The sequence below is a fragment of the Hydrogenophaga sp. L99 genome (genome assembly GCF_058731905.1).
In genome coordinates this window covers 1,982,190-1,999,583 of record NZ_CM178972.1, presented here as the reverse complement: position 1 = coordinate 1,999,583, position 17,394 = coordinate 1,982,190, and the positions used below count along the sequence as shown (strand labels likewise).

At 63.1% G+C, this 17,394-nt stretch carries 19 protein-coding genes and 2 riboswitches; of the genes, 9 read left to right on the top strand and 10 right to left on the bottom strand.

Annotated features, from left to right (window positions below; all coding sequences use genetic code 11):
* Positions 1-78: 78 nt before the first annotated feature.
* The 4 genes from gcvH to AC4QBL_RS09500 all read right to left on the bottom strand — a co-directional run bounded on the left by gcvH (position 79) and on the right by AC4QBL_RS09500 (position 4,348).
* Positions 79-444 (bottom strand): glycine cleavage system protein GcvH, encoded by a 366-nt coding sequence (gcvH, locus tag AC4QBL_RS09515; RefSeq protein WP_472899717.1) that lies wholly within the window; start codon positions 442-444, stop codon positions 79-81.
* Positions 445-552: 108 nt separating this feature from the next.
* A complete protein-coding gene (gcvT, locus tag AC4QBL_RS09510; RefSeq protein WP_492131657.1) occupies positions 553-1,614 on the bottom strand; it encodes a glycine cleavage system aminomethyltransferase GcvT in 1,062 nt (353 codons plus the stop codon).
* Positions 1,615-1,763: 149 nt separating this feature from the next.
* Positions 1,764-1,867, bottom strand: a riboswitch (glycine riboswitch).
* A 12-nt stretch (positions 1,868-1,879) separates the two neighbouring features.
* Positions 1,880-1,986, bottom strand: a riboswitch (glycine riboswitch).
* 23 nt (positions 1,987-2,009) lie between these two features.
* On the bottom strand, positions 2,010-2,669 hold the full coding sequence (locus tag AC4QBL_RS09505) for a nucleoside/nucleotide kinase family protein (protein WP_472908212.1): 660 nt from the start codon (positions 2,667-2,669) through the stop codon (positions 2,010-2,012).
* Positions 2,666-4,348 carry an electron transfer flavoprotein-ubiquinone oxidoreductase gene (locus AC4QBL_RS09500; RefSeq protein WP_472908211.1) on the bottom strand — a complete coding sequence of 561 codons (1,683 nt, stop codon included), beginning with the start codon at positions 4,346-4,348 and terminating at the stop codon, positions 2,666-2,668. Before AC4QBL_RS09500 ends, AC4QBL_RS09505 begins: the two co-directional genes overlap by 4 nt.
* 169 nt (positions 4,349-4,517) lie before the next feature.
* Between AC4QBL_RS09500 and AC4QBL_RS09495 the strand changes: the two genes are divergently transcribed.
* The 3 genes from AC4QBL_RS09495 to AC4QBL_RS09485 are packed head-to-tail and all read left to right on the top strand — an operon-like array spanning position 4,518 to position 6,745.
* Positions 4,518-5,300: an SDR family oxidoreductase gene (locus tag AC4QBL_RS09495; RefSeq protein WP_472908210.1), complete on the top strand. Its 783-nt coding sequence runs from the start codon at positions 4,518-4,520 to the stop codon at positions 5,298-5,300.
* Positions 5,301-5,303: 3 nt separating this feature from the next.
* Positions 5,304-6,299, top strand: coding sequence for a DMT family transporter (locus AC4QBL_RS09490; RefSeq protein ID WP_472908209.1), 996 nt, complete (start codon positions 5,304-5,306; stop codon positions 6,297-6,299).
* A complete protein-coding gene (locus AC4QBL_RS09485) occupies positions 6,296-6,745 on the top strand; it encodes an acyl-CoA thioesterase (RefSeq protein ID WP_472899712.1) in 450 nt (149 codons plus the stop codon). The genes AC4QBL_RS09490 and AC4QBL_RS09485 overlap by 4 nt, the downstream gene beginning before the upstream one ends.
* Before the next feature lie 90 nt (positions 6,746-6,835).
* Here AC4QBL_RS09485 and AC4QBL_RS09480 read toward each other — a convergent pair whose 3' ends face one another.
* A complete protein-coding gene (locus tag AC4QBL_RS09480; RefSeq protein WP_472899711.1) occupies positions 6,836-7,429 on the bottom strand; it encodes a peroxidase-related enzyme in 594 nt (197 codons plus the stop codon).
* 81 nt (positions 7,430-7,510) lie between these two features.
* Between AC4QBL_RS09480 and pcaC the strand changes: the two genes are divergently transcribed.
* Together pcaC and AC4QBL_RS09470 are read left to right on the top strand one after the other, a co-directional pair.
* Positions 7,511-7,888 carry a 4-carboxymuconolactone decarboxylase gene (gene pcaC / locus AC4QBL_RS09475; RefSeq protein WP_472899710.1) on the top strand — a complete coding sequence of 126 codons (378 nt, stop codon included), beginning with the start codon at positions 7,511-7,513 and terminating at the stop codon, positions 7,886-7,888.
* Between the two features lie 46 nt (positions 7,889-7,934).
* Positions 7,935-8,921 carry a Bug family tripartite tricarboxylate transporter substrate binding protein gene (locus AC4QBL_RS09470; protein ID WP_472899709.1) on the top strand — a complete coding sequence of 329 codons (987 nt, stop codon included), beginning with the start codon at positions 7,935-7,937 and terminating at the stop codon, positions 8,919-8,921.
* 35 nt (positions 8,922-8,956) lie between these two features.
* Here the strand turns inward: AC4QBL_RS09470 and AC4QBL_RS09465 are convergent, their stop codons facing one another.
* Complete coding sequence (locus AC4QBL_RS09465; RefSeq protein ID WP_472908208.1) at positions 8,957-9,547, bottom strand: LuxR C-terminal-related transcriptional regulator; 591 nt, start codon at positions 9,545-9,547, stop codon at positions 8,957-8,959.
* Positions 9,548-9,617: 70 nt separating this feature from the next.
* Between AC4QBL_RS09465 and AC4QBL_RS09460 the strand changes: the two genes are divergently transcribed.
* From AC4QBL_RS09460 to AC4QBL_RS09445, 4 genes are all read left to right on the top strand, one after another.
* Positions 9,618-10,319: a CoA transferase subunit A gene (locus AC4QBL_RS09460; RefSeq protein WP_472899707.1), complete on the top strand. Its 702-nt coding sequence runs from the start codon at positions 9,618-9,620 to the stop codon at positions 10,317-10,319.
* A gap of 10 nt (positions 10,320-10,329) precedes the next feature.
* Positions 10,330-10,968, top strand: coding sequence for a CoA transferase subunit B (locus AC4QBL_RS09455; protein ID WP_472899706.1), 639 nt, complete (start codon positions 10,330-10,332; stop codon positions 10,966-10,968).
* Between the two features lie 140 nt (positions 10,969-11,108).
* Positions 11,109-11,672, top strand: a complete 564-nt coding sequence (locus AC4QBL_RS09450) for a TMEM165/GDT1 family protein (protein WP_472899705.1) — start codon at positions 11,109-11,111, stop codon at positions 11,670-11,672.
* 191 nt (positions 11,673-11,863) lie between these two features.
* Positions 11,864-12,043 (top strand): hypothetical protein, encoded by a 180-nt coding sequence (locus AC4QBL_RS09445; RefSeq protein WP_472908207.1) that lies wholly within the window; start codon positions 11,864-11,866, stop codon positions 12,041-12,043.
* Positions 12,044-12,473: 430 nt separating this feature from the next.
* Here AC4QBL_RS09445 and hsdR read toward each other — a convergent pair whose 3' ends face one another.
* From hsdR to AC4QBL_RS09425, 4 genes are all read right to left on the bottom strand, one after another.
* Positions 12,474-14,864 (bottom strand): EcoAI/FtnUII family type I restriction enzme subunit R, encoded by a 2,391-nt coding sequence (hsdR, locus tag AC4QBL_RS09440; protein ID WP_472908206.1) that lies wholly within the window; start codon positions 14,862-14,864, stop codon positions 12,474-12,476.
* Entirely contained in the window at positions 14,861-15,532 is a 672-nt protein-coding gene (locus AC4QBL_RS09435) for a hypothetical protein (RefSeq protein WP_472908205.1), read from the bottom strand. Before AC4QBL_RS09435 ends, hsdR begins: the two co-directional genes overlap by 4 nt.
* A 125-nt stretch (positions 15,533-15,657) precedes the next feature.
* Positions 15,658-16,155 carry a DUF4411 family protein gene (locus tag AC4QBL_RS09430; protein ID WP_472908204.1) on the bottom strand — a complete coding sequence of 166 codons (498 nt, stop codon included), beginning with the start codon at positions 16,153-16,155 and terminating at the stop codon, positions 15,658-15,660.
* A complete protein-coding gene (locus tag AC4QBL_RS09425; protein WP_472908203.1) occupies positions 16,124-17,278 on the bottom strand; it encodes an ImmA/IrrE family metallo-endopeptidase in 1,155 nt (384 codons plus the stop codon). The genes AC4QBL_RS09430 and AC4QBL_RS09425 overlap by 32 nt, the downstream gene beginning before the upstream one ends.
* Positions 17,279-17,394: the final 116 nt, after the last annotated feature.

Below are 17,394 nucleotides of genomic sequence, written 5' to 3'. Positions count from 1 at the left end.
TCGAACGTGGCGAGCAGGCTTCTTGGCTCCGCCAGTCCCCACCCCAACCCTCCCCCAGAGGGGGAGGGAGCAAAAACATCAAGCAGCGAAAGCGGCGTAAGCGGTTTCGTCCAGCAGCGCGTCCACTTGCGAGGCGTCGGACAGCTTCACTTTGAAGAACCAGCCGGTGTTCAGCGGATCGCTGTTGGCCAGCGAGGGGTCGGCGCGCAGGGCTTCGTTCACTTCCACCACCTCGCCGCTGATGGGCATGTACACGTCGGCAGCGGCTTTCACCGACTCGACCACGCCGGCCACTTCTTTCTGGGCAAAGGTCTTGCCCACTTCGGGCAGGTCCACAAACACCACGTCGCCCAGCGCGTCTTGCGCATGGGGGGTGATGCCGACGGTGGCGATGTCGCCGTCAACGCTGATCCATTCGTGGTCTTCGGTGTATTTGGTGGTCATGGTGGTCCTTTGAGAAATGCGATCGGTTCCGTTCGCCCTGAGCCTGTCGAAGGGCAGCGTGACGGTTGTGTGAGGGCTTCGACAGGCTCAGCCCGAACGGGATTGACTTTATCCGCGGTAGTAGCGGTTGGGAACGAAAGGCATGGCCGCCACTTCCATGGGCACGGTTTTGCCGCGCACGATGGCGTTCACGCGGGTGCCCAGGGCGGCCTGTGCTGGGTTCACATAGCCAATGGCCACAGGCTTTTCAGCGGTGGGGCCCAGCAGGCCGCTGGTGACTTCACCGATGGTTTCGCCCGCGGTGCTTTGCAGTTCGGTGTGCTCGCGCACGGGCACACGCTCCAGCGCGATCAGGCCCACGCGTTTGCGGAGCAGTGGCTCGGTGCCGTCCAGTTGAGCCAGCACGCGGGCCGCGCCGGGAAAGCCGCCAGCACGGGCGCCACCGGTGCGGCGCACTTTCTGGATGGCCCAGTTCAGCGCGGCTTCCACCGGTGTGGTGGTGGTGTCGATGTCTTGCCCATACAGGCACAGGCCCGCTTCCAGCCGCAGCGAATTGCGGGCACCCAGGCCCACGGGCTTCACCTCGGGCTGTGCCAGCAGGGCGCGGGCAAAGTCGGCGGCCACCGGAGCAGGCAGTGAAATTTCGAACCCGTCTTCACCGGTGTAGCCGCTGCGGGTGATGTACAAGTCAGCGCCGGCCCAGGTGAAGGGCGCGCCGGTCATGAACACCAGTGTTTCCACGCCAGGCAGCAGGCGTTTCAGGGCCGTCACGGCTTGCGGGCCTTGCAGGGCCAGCAGGGCGCGGTCGAACTGCGCGTCCACATGGCACAGCTTGCCGATGCTGGACTGGATGTGGGCCAGGTCGCCGTGTTTGCAGGCGCCGTTGACGATCACAAAAATGTCATGGCCCCGGTTGACGAACATCAGGTCGTCGATGATGCCGCCGGCTTCCGTGAGCAGCAGGCCGTAGCGCTGTTTGTTCACGCCCAGGCCCACCACGTCTACCGGCATCAGGGTTTCAAAGGCGGCAGCGGCGTCTGGCCCCACCAGGCGCAGCTGGCCCATGTGAGACACGTCAAACAGGCCTGCCGCGGTGCGCGTGTGGTGGTGTTCGGCCATCAGGCCGGCGGGGTATTGCACCGGCATGCTGTAGCCTGCAAAGGGGACCATGCGGGCACCCAGTTCGAGGTGCAGGGCGTGCAGCGGTGTGTTCAGCAGTTCGGAAGCGGTGGGGGCGTCAGACACGGCGGGCTTTCTGGAGGGTTGTACCGGGACTCAATGGGGCAGGCCCACTGAAGGGCTTACACGGTTCATCCGTGCGCTGCCCCACTGTCCGCTTTACCTGAGAGATTCACGCGGGCGATGCCGCGTTTGCTCCTTCGGTGGGCCGTCTGAACAACGGCCTCTCTCCAGTGGGGTACAGCGGCTTTTCAGCCGCTGCTTGCCAGTCCTTTTGCCTGAGCGTTCAGGGCTTGCTGGTTCAGCAAACCGCCTGCGCCTTCGGCGGCCACCCGTGGGGCGGCTCTCTCCTGACAGACGCGCATTCTAAAGCACAGCGCGTGTTTTCAACCCGGCTCGAATTCAAAACACGCCGTTGCGCCGTTCCAGGCCACCCGGCGGTGGGCGCGGTGCATGCAAGCCTCAATGCGTCGCGCGTTGGGTTCGTCGGTGGTGGCTATCCAGGCCAGTGCCTGCTCGCGGCTGCGGCCAAATTGCTCGTGGCGAACGGCCAGCCGTTGCAGCCGCAGGGCGGGGTCGACTTGCAGGTACCACACCTCGTCCAGCAGGTCTGCCACGGGCGACCAGCCGTCGTCTTGCAGCAGCAGGTAATTGCCTTCGGTGATCACCAGCGGGGTGTGTGCGAAGACGGGCAGGGCGCCGGCCACCGGCTCTTCGATTTCGCGGCGAAAGTCGGGCGCATACACCACTTCGTCGCCGGTTTGCGTACGCAGGCGGCGCAGCAGCGCCGCGTAGCCGGCGGCGTCAAAGGTGTCGGGTGCGCCCTTGCGTTGGGCACGGCCCAGGCGCTCCAGCTCCACTTGGGCCAGGTGAAAGCCGTCCATGGGCACGGCTTGGGCTTGCGCGCCCAAGCTCTGTGCCATGAGGCTGGCCAGCGTGGATTTGCCCGCGCCGGGTGGGCCCACCACGCCGAGCAAACGGCGCGGCCCGCTGGCCAACTGCTGCAGGCGCTCGACCAGCGCCGGATGCAGGCTGGGTGCCGTCACATGCCGGCGTAGTTCGGCCCGCCGCCGCCTTCCGGCGTGACCCACACAATGTTCTGCGTCGGGTCCTTGATGTCGCAGGTCTTGCAGTGCACGCAGTTCTGCGCGTTGATCACCAGCTGGTCCGCGCCGTCCTTGTTCACGAACTCGTACACCCCGGCCGGGCAGTAGCGGCTCTCGGGTCCGGCGTACTTCGCCAGGTTGATCTGCACCGGCACGCTCGCGTCTTTCAGCGTCAGGTGCGCGGGCTGCTGCTCTTCGTGGTTGGTGTTGCTCACAAACACGCTGGAAAGCCGGTCAAACGTGATCACGCCGTCCGGTTTCGGGTAGGTGATCTGCGGCATGTCGGCCGCTGGCTTGAGCTTGGTGTGGTCTTTGGTCGTGTTGTGCAGCGTCCAGGGCGGGTTGCTCACGCCCACCTTGGGCAGCAACCAGTGCTCCACGCCGGTCATGAGCTTGCCCATGAGCGGGCTCTTCTTGAACCAGTTCTTGAAGTTGCGGTAGGTCCACAGTTCTTCATGCAGCCAGCTGGCCTTGTAGCCGGTCTCGAAGGCGCTCAGCTCATCGCTCTGGCGGCCTGCGCTCACCGCTTCAAACGCCGCTTCGGCGCACAGCATGCCGCTCTTGATGGCCGCATGGCTGCCCTTGATACGCGCCGCATTCAGGAAGCCGGCGTTGCAGCCCACCATGGCGCCGCCCGGGAACACCAGCTTGGGCAGGGCCTGGGGCGTGCCGTTGTTGAGTGCGCGCGCACCATAGCCCAGGCGCTTGCCACCTTCAATGTGGGCCTTGATGCTGGGGTGGGTTTTCCAGCGCTGCATTTCCTCAAACGGGCTCATCCAGGGGTTCTGATAATCGAGGCCGATGACGTAGCCCAGCGTGACCTTGTTGCCTTCGAGGTGGTAGAGGAACCCGCCACCAAATGCGTCGTCGTTCAGCGGCCAGCCGGCGGTGTGCACCACCAGACCGGGCTTGGCCTTGTCGGCCGGCACTTCCCACAGTTCCTTGATGCCGATGGCGAAGGTCTGCGCGTCTTTGCCTTCGTCCAGTTTGAATTTGGCGATCAGCTGCTTGCCCAGGTGACCGCGGGCGCCTTCGGCGAACACGGTGTACTTGGCGTGCAGCTCCATACCGATCTGGAAGCTGTCCATCGGCTCGCCGTCTTTGCCCACGCCCTGGTTGCCGGTGGCCACACCCTTGACCGAACCATCGTCGTTGTAGAGCACTTCGGCGGCCGAGAAGCCAGGGAAAATTTCCACACCCAAGGCTTCGGCCTGTTCGCCGAGCCACTTGGTCACCGCACCCAGGCTGATGACGTAGCAGCCGTGGTTGTCAAAGTTGCGCGGCATCAGCCAGTCGGGCGTGCGCTGGGCGCCGGTTTCGCTGAGCACCAGCAGGTCGTCACCGGTCACGGGCTGGTTCAGCGGGGCGCCGAGTTCTTTCCAGTTCGGGAACAGCTCGGTGATGGCTTTGGGGTCCATCACGGCGCCACTGAGGATGTGGGCGCCGGGCTCAGAGCCTTTTTCCAGCACGCAGACGTTGATCTCGCTGCCCTTCTTGGTGGCCAGTTGCTTGAGGCGGATGGCCGTTGACAGGCCGGCGGGGCCGCCGCCGACGATCACCACGTCGTATTCCATCGCTTCGCGTGGGCCGTAGGTGCTGAGGATCTCTTGTGGGCTCATGGTGTGCAGTCTCTGTTGAATGTCAGTCCGGCGGCGCAAGCCGTCCGTCAGAAATGGGGGTGCAGATCTTGTCGTCGTGGAGACGGATTCTAGTGGGCGATGTCGCACAATCGGTGTCACGCCCGACGCGAACACCTTTGCGGCGGGCTCATTCGAGGAGCAACTCTAAATGGCTTACACACTGGATTTGTCGGGCCGTGTGGCCCTGGTCACGGGCGCTTCGGGCGGCTTGGGTGAGCAGTTTGCCAAAACGCTGGCCCGCGCCGGCGCGGCGGTGGTGCTGGCCAGCCGGCGCACCGACCGGCTGATGGCCTTGCGCGCCCACATCGAGGCCGAAGGCGGCGACGCCCACGTGGTGGCGCTGGACGTGACCGATATCGCGTCCATCAAAGCGGCCATCGCCCACGCAGAAACCGAGGTCGGCCCGATCGACATTTTGGTGAACAACTCGGGCGTGAGCACCACGCAGCGCCTGCAGGATGTGACCGAAGACGACTACGACTTCGTGCTCAATACCAACACCAAAGGCGCGTTTTTTGTGGCGCAAGAGGTGGCCAAGCGCATGCTGGCCCGTGCCAAGGGCGCTGCACCCGGCACCTACGTGGGCGGGCGCATCATCAACATCGCGTCCATGGCGGGTCTGAAAGTGCTGCCGCAAATTGGCGTGTACTGCATGAGCAAAGCCGCTGTGGTGCACATGACCAAGGCGATGGCGGTGGAGTGGGGCAAGTACGGCATCAACGTCAACGCCATTTGCCCGGGCTACATCGACACCGAAATCAACCACCACCACTGGGCCACCGAACAGGGGCAAAAGCTGGTGAACATGCTGCCGCGCAAGCGCGTGGGCCATCCCGCCGACCTGGACGCTTTGCTGGTCATGCTGTGCGCCAGCGAAAGCCATTTCATCAACGGCGCGGTGATCGCGGCCGACGATGGTTTTGGGGTCTGATTCTTGATTGCAACCGACGCCGCACGCACCAGCGTCTGGCCGGCAGGCATGCTCACCGGCATCCTGGCCGGCTTGGGTGCCGGCGCGTTCTGGGGCATGACCTTCGTGACGCCCTTGATGCTGCCGGGCTTCAGCTCGGTGGACGTCACCGTGGGCCGTTTTGTGGCCTGTGGTCTGTTTGCGCTGCTGCTGTTTGCCGCCAGGCCGCTGGCCGGCTTGTTTCGTCGCCGCGCCCACCAGCCTGTGCAGCTGGGTGCCTGGCACGGGCCCACGCCGCGCCAGGCCCTGGCGGCATTGGGCCTGAGCGTGTTGGGCTACACCGGTTATTACCTGCTGCTGGTGCTGGCCATTCAAGACGCGGGCGCCGCTTTGCCGGTGCTGATCATTGGCACCATACCGCTCTGGGTGATGGTGCTCGGCAAGCCGCACGCTTTGCGCTGGGGTGCCCTGGTGCCGGGCGTGTTGCTCACCGCGCTGGGCATGGTGCTGATGATGCAAGCCACGGGCGAGGCCACCAGCCACGGCAGCGCAGACGCGCCCGCCGGGCCGGTGTGGCGCGGCGTTTTGTATGCGGTGGCGGCCATGGCGAGCTGGACCGCGTTTGGCCTGCTCAACGCCGCCTGGCTAAGGCGCCACCCCGAGGTGAATTCGACCGACTGGGCCAACTGGCTCGGCATGGCAGCGGGCGTGGGGGCGCTGCTGCTGTGGGGCCTGTGGGGGACTGAATGGGCCAGCCTGCGGGCCCGTGATGGCTTTGCCACCTTTGTGCTGGTCTGCACCGTCACCGGCATCGGTTCGGCCTGGGTGGCGGCGGTGCTGTGGAACATGGCCAGCCGCCGCCTGAGCCCGAGTCTGGCCGGGCAACTCATCGTCAGTGAAACCGTTTTTGGACTGATTTACACCTTTGCCTGGAGCGCCCAATGGCCGGCCGCCATACAGTGGGCGGCCTGCGTGCTGTTCGTGCTGGGCATCCTGGCTTCTATCAAGGCACACCGATGAAACTCGAACTTCCTGAAGACAAAAAACTGGTGCACAGCGTGGTGGTCCCCATCCGCTGGGGCGACATGGACGCCATGGGCCACGTCAACAACACCCTGTATTTCCGCTACATGGAAATTGCGCGGCTGGACTGGTTTTTTGGCATGGGCCTGCCGGCCGACCCCAAGGGTGAAGGCCCGGTGATCGTCAACGCGTTTTGCAATTTCATCCGGCAGCTGGAGTTTCCGGGCGATGTGCTGGTGCGCACCTACCTGGGCACCATGGGCCGCACCTCGTTTGACACCTACCACGAGATGCTGCGCACCGACGACCCCAGCACGGTCTACGCCAACGGCGGCGCCACCGTGGTCTGGGTCGACTTTCCGCAGCAAAAGTCGGTGCCCATGTCGGACCACGCCCGCGCCCTCATTGAGTGCGCAGGCGGCCCGCCCTTGCTGGGGCGCTGAGCAAGGGAATTCAGCGCCGGGCCGCCCCAAGCGAATTCGCGCCCCCTCGGGGGGCAGCGACCCGCGCAGCGGCGGAGCGTGGGGGGCAAACTACTTTTGCTTCGGCACCCGACCCATCAGGTAAAACTCGGGGTTGGGCATCATGCCGCTGAAGCTGGCGATGCGGTTGGAGAGGCCAAAAAACGCGGTGATGGCGGCGATGTCCCAAGCGTCTTCATCGCTGAAACCGTGTGCGTGCAGGGCGGCAAAGTCGGCGTCCTCGATCTCGTGCGAGGCCAGGCACACCTTCATGGCAAAGTCGAGCATGGCGCGCTGGCGCGGTGAAATGTCGGCCTTGCGGTGGTTCACCGCCACCTGGTCGGCCACCAGCGGTTTCTTCTCGTAAATGCGCAAAATGGCGCCGTGCGCCACCACGCAATACAGGCAGTGGTTGGCCGCGCTGGTGGTGGTGACGATCATTTCCCGGTCGCCCTTGCTCAGGCCCGACGTGCGCCCCGCCGTCTCCGGCGTCATCAGGGCGTCGTGGTAGGCGAAGAAGGCGCGCCATTCGGCCGGGCGGCGCGCCAGACCCAGGAACACATTGGGCACAAAGCCGGCTTTTTCCTGCACTTCCAGGATTTTGGCCTTCAGGTCCTCAGGCAGGCTGTTCAGGTCGGGCAGGGGGTATCGGGGGGTGTTGCTCATGTTCTTGTCTCCTGTCAAAAAAAGGGGGCGTTTGCCAGTTTATCCTTGGGTCATTCTCACCCAAGACACCTGGAGTACAGCATGCAAGACGAGCAATACCGCACCGGCCTGGCCACCCGCCGCGAGGTCATGGGCGACGCATTTGTGGACCGCGCGCTGGCCGGCACCACCCCGTTTACCCAGCCCATTCAAGACCACATTTCACGCGCTGCCTGGGGTGACGTGTGGCAGCGCGACGGCCTGGACCGCAAGACCCGCAGCCTGGTCACGGTGGCCATGCTCACCGCACTGGGCAAGCAGCACGAGCTGAAGGGCCATGTGCGCGGCGCGCTCAACAATGGCGCCAGCGTGCAGGAAATTCAAGAAGTGCTGCTGCACGCCGCGGTGTATTGCGGCGTGCCGACTTCGGTGGAGGCGTTTCGCACCGCTGCCGAAGTGTGCGAGCCGCCGGCGGCCTGAGAGGTCAGGCGTTTTCCTTTTCTTCCCTTCAGAACGGAGTTTTTCCATGACACGTCCCCGTCGATCTTTTCTTTCCCGCTGTCTGCGCACGGCACTTTCGGTTGGCGCCACGCTGAGCTTTGGCATGGCTGCGGCCCAGTCGCCGGTGACCAAGCTCATGGTGGGCTTTCCGGCCGGCGGTGGCACCGACGCCATTGCCCGCATCCTGGCTGAGCGCCTGCAAACCGAACTGGGCACCACAGTGCTGGTGGACAACAAGCCCGGTGCTGGCGGTCAGATTGCGGCACAAACGCTCAAAGCCGCCGCGCCCGATGGCCACACGCTGTTTTTGAGCCACGACCACAGCATCACCATCTTGCCCATGGTCACCAAAAACCCCGGCTACGACTCGGCCAAAGATTTCGTGCCGGTGGCCGGCTTTGCGACGTTCGTGAACGCCTTTGCCTTGTCTGGCGGCACGCCCGCCACCTCGCTCAAGGGCTATGCCGACTGGGTGCGCCAGCAAGGCGGTGGCAAGGGCGCTGTGGGCATTCCGGCGCCGGGCTCGGTGCCGCAGTTTCTGGTGCAGGTGATCGCCAAACAAAACCAGCTGGACCTGGTGGCAGCACCCTACCGCGGCAGCGCGCCCATGATGGGCGACATGCTGGGCAACCAGATTTCGGCCGGCGTGGCGTCCATTCCCGACTTCATTGAAAACCACAAGGCCGGCAAGCTGCGCGTGGTGGCCGTCATGGGCACCCAGCGCCAGGCGGCCATGCCCGAGGTGCCCACCTTTGCCGAACTGGGCCTGGCAGGTTTTGAAGATATTCCTTTTTACGGCATCTTTGCCCCCGCAGGCACGCCCAAGGCCACGCTGGACAAGCTGGGCGCGGCCATCCAAAAAACCATTGCCCAGCCCGATGTGCAGGCCAAGCTCACCGCCATGGGTTTGACCGTGGGTTACATGACGTCTGAGCAGCTGGCCGCACGCGAGCGCAGCTACGCCAAGGTGTGGGCCAAGATCATCAAGGACAGCGGGTTCCAGCCCCAGTAAAGTCTGCGCGTCCGGCTGTGCGAGCGCCCGGCCGGTCAACCCGCAATGAGTTTGTGGACCAGGTCCACCGAGCTGCCGGCCTGGTATTTGCGCATCAGCCGCGCGCGGTAAATTTCTACCGTTCGGTGGCTGATGGCCAGCAGCTTGCCGATTTCCTTGCTGGTCAGGCCGTCCATCAAAAAGGCGGCCACTTCGCGCTCGCGCGGCGTCAGCTCGGCGCGCACGGCGCGGCGTGAGCTCAGGTCTTCAAAGCTCCAGATACCGGCCTCGTGCGGCGCCTCGCGGCGCAGCGCCCGCCCGGTCACGTGGCACCAAAACGGCTCGCCCTTCAGTCGGCCGTCCACCCGCTTCATGATGCGGTCGTCGGCATACGTCCCACTCTTGCCCAGAATGGGCGCAATGCGGGCGCCGGTGCGCTCGTACTCGTCGGCGCTGGGGTACAAAATTTGAAAGCTCTGGCCCACCAGCTGCTCGCGGCTGGCGCCAAACATGTCGCACAGCGCCTGGTTGCAGTCCACCATGGTGCGCTGGCGCGACAGGGCCAGCCCCACGGGGGCCAGGTCAAAGGCGAGCCGATAGTCAATGCCGCTGGGGCTGCTCAATTCGGTGGGGTTCGGGTTAGTCATTAGGTCAAACTACGTATGTCTTTACGTAGTATCGTCTCCTTATCCCTGTTCAACCACTGGAGCAACCGACGTGAACAAGATTTACCCGAGCGCAGCCGAAGCCCTGAAAGGCGTGGTCGCTGACGGCCAACTGATCGCCGTGGGCGGTTTTGGCCTTTGCGGCATTCCCGAAGCCCTGATCGACGCCTTGCGCGATTCTGGCGTGAAGAACCTCACCGCCATTTCCAACAACGCCGGCGTGGACGACTTTGGTCTGGGCAAGCTGCTGCAGACGCGCCAGATCAAAAAGATGATCTCGTCCTACGTGGGCGAAAACAAAGAATTCGAGCGCCAGTACCTGGCGGGCGAACTCGAACTCGAATTCACGCCACAGGGCACGCTGGCTGAAAAGCTGCGCGCTGGCGGTGCCGGTATTCCGGCCTTTTTCACCAAAACTGGTGTGGGCACCCTGGTGGCCGAAGGCAAGGAACTGCGCGAGTTCGACGGCGAGACCTACGTGATGGAGCGCTCGCTGGTGCCCGAAATTTCCCTGGTGAAAGCCGACGTGGCCGACATGTCGGGCAACCTGCGCTTCAACAAGACGGCTCGCAACTTCAACCCCGCCGTGGCCACGGCCGGCAAGATTTGCATTGTGGAAGTCGAGCGCATTGTGGCCACCGGCGACATTGCACCGGACGACGTGCACCTGCCCGGCATTTACGTGCACCGCATCGTGCTCAACCCCACCCCGGAAAAGCGCATCGAGAAGCGCACCACCCGCGACCGCAAGTAAGGAGATCACCATGCCTTGGACCCAAGACCAAATGGCCGCGCGTGCGGCGCAGGAACTGCAGGACGGCTTTTATGTGAACCTCGGTATCGGCATCCCGACGCTGGTGGCCAACCACGTGCCCGACCATGTAGAAGTGTGGCTGCAGAGCGAAAACGGCATGCTCGGCATCGGCCCGTTCCCCTACGAAGACGAGGTGGACCCCGACCTGATCAACGCCGGCAAGCAGACCGTGACCACCATGAAGGGCTCGGCCATTTTCGGCAGCGACCAGTCGTTTGCCATGATCCGCGGCGGCAAGATCAACCTGTCCATTCTGGGCGCCATGCAAGTCACCGCCGAGGGCGATCTGGCCAACTGGATGATTCCCGGCAAGATGGTCAAGGGCATGGGCGGTGCCATGGACCTGGTGGCGGGCGTCAAGCGCGTCATTGTGCTCATGGAGCACGTGGCAAAAAAGAAAGACGGCACCGAAGACCTGAAAATCTTGTCTGCCTGCACCTTGCCGCTGACCGGCAAAGGCGTGGTGGACCGCATCATCACCGACCTGGGCGTGATGGACGTGACACCCGAAGGCTTGAAGCTGGTGGAGCTGGCCGACGGCGTGACCCGCGAGTTCATCCAGAGCAAGACCGGCGTGCCGCTGATCTGATGGGTTGACAGCGTATTGATGGCCAGTTGATAGCACTTTGACAGCCGCAGTGGCTACACTGCTCGCTTGTCCATCGCCCGCACCCGCTCAAGGTGCGGGCTTTTTCATTTGCGTTTTCATGTGCGTTTTGGGGAATGGGTTTGGAAGCATTTTTACTGTCCACGGGCATCGTGGCTCTTGCCGAAATGGGCGACAAGACGCAGCTGTTGTCGCTGGTGCTGGCCGCCCGTTTCAAAAAACCCTGGCCCATCATTTGGGGCATTTTGGCGGCCACGCTGCTCAACCACGCGCTGGCTGGGGCGGTGGGTTCCTGGGTCATGGCTGCTGCGGGGCCCGACGTGATGCGCTGGGTGCTCGGCGTGTCCTTCATCGCCATGGCGGGCTGGATGCTGATTCCCGACAAACTGGACGACGAAGACGCGGTGCCCAAGCGCCAGTTTGGGGTGTTTCTCACAACCACCTGGGCGTTTTTTCTGGCTGAAATGGGCGACAAAACCCAAATCGCCACCGTGGCGCTGGGCGCGCAATACGAGCCGCTGGTGGCCGTGGTGGCCGGCACCACGCTGGGCATGATGCTGGCCAACGCCCCGGTGGTGTTCTTTGGCGACGCCATCACGCGGCGCGTGCCCATCAAAGCGGTGCATGTGGTCGCTGCGCTGATCTTCCTGGCATTGGGCGTGGGTGTGTTGCTGAGCGGTGCATGAGCCCCACCGGCCATAGCGCCAGCTGGGTCCACCGCATCGGGTGGGCCTATTGATTCGGCCCTATGAAGTATCAACCGTTCGCCCTGAGCCTGTCGAAGGGCTCGTGCCATGTCTGAGGAAGGTTTCGACAAGCTCAACCCGAACGGACTTTAGACTTCACTGGGCCTGATCTATAGGAGCCTGCGCGGCGGGTGTATGCGGCGTTTTTTCTTTACGCCTTCAGCCTGGGTGGCCTGTTTCCGCGCATGGGCGAGATCCAGCAGCGCATGGGTGTGGGCGAGGGCGGGCTGGGCCTGGCGCTCGTTGGCACGGCCTGCGGCACCATGCTGTCGCTCACCTGGGGCCACGCCCTGACCGAGCGTGTGGGCTAAGCGTCTGGCCGGTGCTTGCCGCTGGTGGTGGTGAGCTGGTTGTCGGTGGCGTCGCTCGACCCTGAGGCTTGAACGCAGGGAATCCGCGGGCGCTTGGAAAGCAAAAAAAAGGCCTGAAGGGGCCTTTTTCTGTATGAACGTGAAGGGTGACTAAAAAACACGCCAGACGCATTGCTTTTTGGTCCCATGAGCGTCAGGCCAACCGATCGTCCTGATCAAGGTTGTCTGAACCAGGCGGCAGTTCATCGTCGGGCTCTTCACGAAGCAGCTGAGTCCAACAGATTCGTGTGGGGTCCGCCGCTTCTTCCTCATCCTTCGGCAAGTCTGCCGGCCGGGTGAGTTGTTCGCTTTTCGGTGTGGTGGGCTTATGGGCCAAGTGAACCTCGAAATTTCATAGTGACTGCTTTGAACCTGACATCGTGCCCGATGCTCATGGCGCCGCTGGTGCTCCGCCCTCTTGGTACAAGAGCCGCTGAAAGCCAACGAACGTGCTGCGTATCTGATCGGGTGGCCCCAGGTCTGTGGCCGCGTCTGCCAAGGCGTTGTTGTAGCGCAGGCGCAGCAAAGGCGTGAGCTTTTCGGGCGCCAGCTCATCCACCCCCTGGCTCACGTATTGCGCCAGCACGAACTCAATGAACGCCTGTTGCTTATAGCCATACAACCCGCTGGCCTGGGCCTTCGCTGTGGCGGCTCTGTAGGCGCGCGTCTGCGTGGGCCGCGCAAATGCCACGTAGGTCAACACGTCGTAGAGGTCGCTGTTTTCGGCATTGATCACGCGCTGCATTTCCGCCAGCGGTTCCCGCCCAAAGCCCTTTTCAGCCAGCGCATGGAGCAAGCCCTTGCGCGTGCTCGGGTCGGCCCAGATCGCGCGCAGTTCATCCTCGTTTTTGAAGAATTCGGGCAGGGCGCCAAACAGGCTTTCCACAAACTGGGCGGGCGACAGCGGCTTGCCGTCTGGCCCCCAAAACGTGGTGACCGCCATGTGCTGTATCTGGCGCGCCTTGCCGTCGGCCAGCTTGATCACCAGCTTTTCAGGCCGGGGCTCGGGCAGTGGCCCTGGCCCTGGCCCGTTGGGCAGGGGTTCGCCTTGCGGTCCCACATCGGGTCGCTCTAGCCGGGGTTCGGGCGCCTCTGGCTCAATCGGCTCGCCGTCCCACTCTGGATCGCTGAACAAGTGGTGGGCCTTCACAAAGTCGAGGATCGTGAAGTAGTCTTTGCCGTCATACAGGCGCGTGCCCCGGCCAATGATCTGCTTGAACTCGATCATCGAATTCACCGGCCGCATCAGCACGATGTTGCGCACGTTGCGAGCGTCCACACCGGTTGAAAGCTTTTGCGACGTGGTCAGCACCGTCGGAATGGTCTTTTCGTTGTCTTGGAAGTCGCGCAGGTGCTGTTCACCCAGCGCGCCGTCGTTGGCTGTTACGCGGGCGCAGTAAAGCGGGTTGGTGCTGGCAGCCCGCTGGTTGATCAGGTCGCGCACCAGGGCCGCATGGGCCTGGCTGGCGCAAAACACAATCGTCTTGTCGCGCTGGTCGATCATTTCCAGCAGCAGCTTCACGCGGTGAACCTCTCGGTCCTTGATCTCAATCACGCGGTTGAAGTCTTTTTCTTCATACCGCTTGCCTTGTTCCACCTGCCCCAGCACCACCTCGTCGTCAGCGGTGTACACGTATTCGTCCAGCGTGGTGGCAATCTGCTTGACGCGAAACGGCGTCAAAAAGCCGTCGTTGATACCTTCCTTAAGCGAGTACACATACACCGGCTCACCGAAGTAGGCGTAGGTGTCGGTGTTCAGGGTGCGTTTGGGCGTGGCCGTCAGCCCCAGTTGAACCGCCGGGCTGAAGTAGTCGAGGATGTCGCGCCAACTGCTTTCGTCGTTCGCTCCGCCCCGGTGGCATTCGTCGATGATGATCAGGTCGAAGAAGTCGGGCGGGTAGTCACCGAAATACGGCGTGTCCCCCGGCCCACTCATGAAGGTCTGGAAGATGGTGAAAAAGACGCTGCCGTTCTTGGGCACCCGGCCTTTGCGCTTGATCTCGTCCGGGGCAATGCGTACCAGCGTACCCGGTGACCTGTCCTCGAACGCCGAGAACGCGTTGAAGGCCTGGTCGGCCAAGATGTTGCGGTCGGCCAGAAACAGGATGCGCGGGCGGCGCGTGCCCAGCTCGTCAGGCTTTGCGTCAGCCTTGCGCCAGTCGGTCAAGTTCCAGCGCGCCTGGTACAGCTTCCACGCCAGTTGAAACGCAATGAAGGTTTTGCCCGTGCCGGTGGCCAGCGTCAGCAGCACGCGGTCGCGCCCTTCGCCTATGGCTTCCAGCACGCGCGCAATCGCAATGTCCTGGTAGTAACGGCCCTGCCATGTGCCGCCCTTGTCTTCAAACGGCACCGCTGCAAACCGCTCGCGCCAGGCATCGGCTGTGGCGTTCTGCTCCGCATAGGTCTGCGTCCACAGTTCGTCCGGGCTCGGGAAGCTGGGCACGTTGCCTTCCACACCCGCCGCCATGTCCATGCGGTAGATGCTTTGCCCATTGGTGGCAAAACCAAAGCGCAACGCCAGCTTCAACGCATAGCGCTTGGCCTGCGCCACACCCTCGCCACAGGGCTTGTCCCAGGCCTTGGCCTCCACCACGGCCAGCTTGGTGTTGCGGTAAACCAGCACGTAGTCGGCCACCTCGGCCCGCGCCCGCTGGCCAGCGCCCTGCAGCCGCCCCGCAGTGATGCCGTGTTCGCGCAGCACGCGGCTGCCTTCCACCAGGCCCCAGCCGGCGGCCTTCAGGGCGGGGTCGATGTGTTCGGCGCGGGTTTCAGCCTCGTTCATGGCGGACCGTCGGCAATGATAGGAGGTTGTTGAACTTGACTCTGGGTGTTCTTGCCACCGCAAATGGCTCCTAAAAAAAGCCGACTGCCGATACAAAGGCCATCGTCCCAGATCGATACCAAAACGTCTTTGTCGTTCAGCCTGGCGGGAAGCGCTGTGAGGTTCAGTGCCGGGATTTGAATTTCAGAAACCCAGGCTTCACCCTTGGCGGGCACGGGGACAACCCAGTTTCCACCGCTGAAGATCAAAATCCTGCCGTCAAATGCGATCTTGACCGTGTCTGCTGAAACGGCACCATCTAGATTGATGCCGAGCTGCCGCAAGGCCTGACGCATCCAGGAGCGTTCAACCATGCACCGAGGGCGTTTCTCGTAGCTGGCAGCCCGCTGCACCCAAGGCAAGGTGTCCAGATGCTTGAGCCCCAGCAGCACAAACGCGGCTTGCTTCAGCGAGAACGCCGTTCCGCGACTCGGGAGTTGCTCTTGCAGATGCCATGCAATCCATGCCGCTGCCTGTTCAAACGATGTAACGGTGAGAGGCATCTCAAACTCGATGGAGGCCATCGTTCGTGGCGCCCGGTACAGGCCGGTGAAGGCAACCACATCGACCAGCATGAAGCTAGACATTCTGGCTGCAGAAAGCTTGAAGCCACCGAGTTCGATGGACATGGCCGTGCCGTCGTTCGGGAAAACGCTGTCGTCTGGCTGAAACCCAAACGTCTGCAACGCTGACCATGTTGCGATGGATCCGTCTGGTGGTATTTCGCTCTGCGCCGTGTCCATAGCCGCTGCGTTCAAAAGACCTGCTGTGACTTCTGGATGTACTCCAGAAAATTCAAGTTAGGTACTTTCACATCCGCCATGTCACAGACCGCTGGAATCCTGCGCTTACTAGGCATTTTCTGAGCGCCGAACTGCCTCGCCTCATTGGTTATCAGTTCGGCTCCATGAACTTTGGCTGCCGCGATGATGAACAGGTCGTTTTCGTCCACCCCGTTCGGGTGGTACTTGTCGTTAACCACTCCAATCGCATCCTTGATCACCATGGCGGTCATCAATACGGCCTCGCTGATGGGCAGCCTCAGCACCTCGGCGTTCTTCAGCCACTGTGCACATTCGGGCAATTTGTGTCCGACCTCTTCGAGCGCCACCACTGGTATGGCCAGCTCATGCGTCTTCAGCTCGTTGGCCAGCCAGCCCCACAGCCCCGGAAACTGGGCCGGTGGGTAGTTGTCCCAGGCGTAGATGATGGCTGAGGCGTCAAGCACCCGCATAGTGCCGCTCCAGCTCATGCACGTCGGCAATCTTCAAACCGTCCAGATAGCCACTGGCCTTGGACAGCGTGATACGCCGAGCGCTGAGGGAGTTCAGCACCGTGCGCACATACCGATCACCAAAAATGTGTTTTGGCTCGCGATGTCGGTACATGCGCGTGCCTCCCTCGTTTTTCATGTTGTTGCCGGTTTCCAGGCTCCAGGCTCTGTAGGCCTGGTAGGTTGCCTGCGGCAAACGTCCCACCGCCAGCAGGCGGCGCAAGATCACTTCTGCGCTCACGCCCCAGGCCTTGCGCTGGGGTTTCAGCCATTCGTTGAACCCCGCCACATCGCCGGGGCGCTCGGCATCGCTGATGCTGGCCAGGAAATGGTCTGGCACCAACACCAGCCCGGCAAACAGGTTGGCCTCCTGCTCGCGCCCTTGGATAGAGCGCAGGTCGGCCTCGTCGTCGATCCAGCTCGCCTGGTGCAGCAGCACATGGGCCAACTCGTGCATCAGGGTAAAGGCCTGCGGTGCGTCCGTGGCCATCTTCTTCACCACGATGACCGGGCACTGCGCGTCGTACAGCGCGAAACCCGCCACCGGGCTGTCCTTGGCAATCTGCCAGGGGCCGTTGTAACCATTGGTGCGAAACACCAGAATGCCTTTGGCCTCCACTGCTTTGCGGTAGCTCTCAAAGTCGTTCTTGCCTTCACCCAGGCCCAGCCATTGCCGGGTGGCTTTGGCAGCCGCCGCCACATTGCCCGTCGGCAATACAGGCGCCTCGAACGGTGCCCACAGCGCATCGTCCGAGTCCTCGCGCAGGCTGAGGAACAAGGCCCGCTGTCGCTCAACCCGCTCGATCAGTAGGCGAAGCCGCTGAGACAGCTCGGGCTTTTGCTGGGCCAGGGTACGAAACTGTGGTGTGTGCACCTGCTCCGCCACCACCGGACCGGCTTCAAGGAAGAACAGCATGCCCCGACCGAAATGCTCGGCCAGCTTGCGCAACTGGTTGAAGGTCAACCCCGCATCGTCAGACCAGAACGCTGCCCAACGGTCGGCCGACATGTCCAGCACGCCCGCCAGTTCGCTTGGCGCCATGCCCTGTTCGGCACAGCACCATTCGATGCGTTCGCGGTTGATGGCGTGAATGCGGTTCATGAGGTCATTCTATAGACGGAGCCACCTGCCCAGCGAGCGGCTCACAGTTGCCCACTGAAGGCCTGGTGCAGCAGGGATTTTTTGAGTTCGTCGAGGGCGAAGAGCTTGCGTTGGCT

Coding starts and splice junctions, on each gene's coding strand:
- AC4QBL_RS09455 (WP_472899706.1), top strand. CDS start 10,330: ATGCCTTGGACCCAAGACCAAATGGCCGCGCGTGCGGCGCAGGAACTG.
- AC4QBL_RS09480 (WP_472899711.1), bottom strand. CDS start 7,429: ATGAGCAACACCCCCCGATACCCCCTGCCCGACCTGAACAGCCTGCCT.
- AC4QBL_RS09425 (WP_472908203.1), bottom strand. CDS start 17,278: ATGAACCGCATTCACGCCATCAACCGCGAACGCATCGAATGGTGCTGT.
- AC4QBL_RS09430 (WP_472908204.1), bottom strand. CDS start 16,155: ATGAGCTGGAGCGGCACTATGCGGGTGCTTGACGCCTCAGCCATCATC.
- AC4QBL_RS09485 (WP_472899712.1), top strand. CDS start 6,296: ATGAAACTCGAACTTCCTGAAGACAAAAAACTGGTGCACAGCGTGGTG.
- gcvT (WP_492131657.1), bottom strand. CDS start 1,614: ATGGTCCCCTTTGCAGGCTACAGCATGCCGGTGCAATACCCCGCCGGC.
- AC4QBL_RS09470 (WP_472899709.1), top strand. CDS start 7,935: ATGACACGTCCCCGTCGATCTTTTCTTTCCCGCTGTCTGCGCACGGCA.
- AC4QBL_RS09465 (WP_472908208.1), bottom strand. CDS start 9,547: ATGACTAACCCGAACCCCACCGAATTGAGCAGCCCCAGCGGCATTGAC.
- gcvH (WP_472899717.1), bottom strand. CDS start 444: ATGACCACCAAATACACCGAAGACCACGAATGGATCAGCGTTGACGGC.
- AC4QBL_RS09495 (WP_472908210.1), top strand. CDS start 4,518: ATGGCTTACACACTGGATTTGTCGGGCCGTGTGGCCCTGGTCACGGGC.
- pcaC (WP_472899710.1), top strand. CDS start 7,511: ATGCAAGACGAGCAATACCGCACCGGCCTGGCCACCCGCCGCGAGGTC.
- hsdR (WP_472908206.1), bottom strand. CDS start 14,864: ATGAACGAGGCTGAAACCCGCGCCGAACACATCGACCCCGCCCTGAAG.
- AC4QBL_RS09500 (WP_472908211.1), bottom strand. CDS start 4,348: ATGAGCCCACAAGAGATCCTCAGCACCTACGGCCCACGCGAAGCGATG.
- AC4QBL_RS09435 (WP_472908205.1), bottom strand. CDS start 15,532: ATGTCCATCGAACTCGGTGGCTTCAAGCTTTCTGCAGCCAGAATGTCT.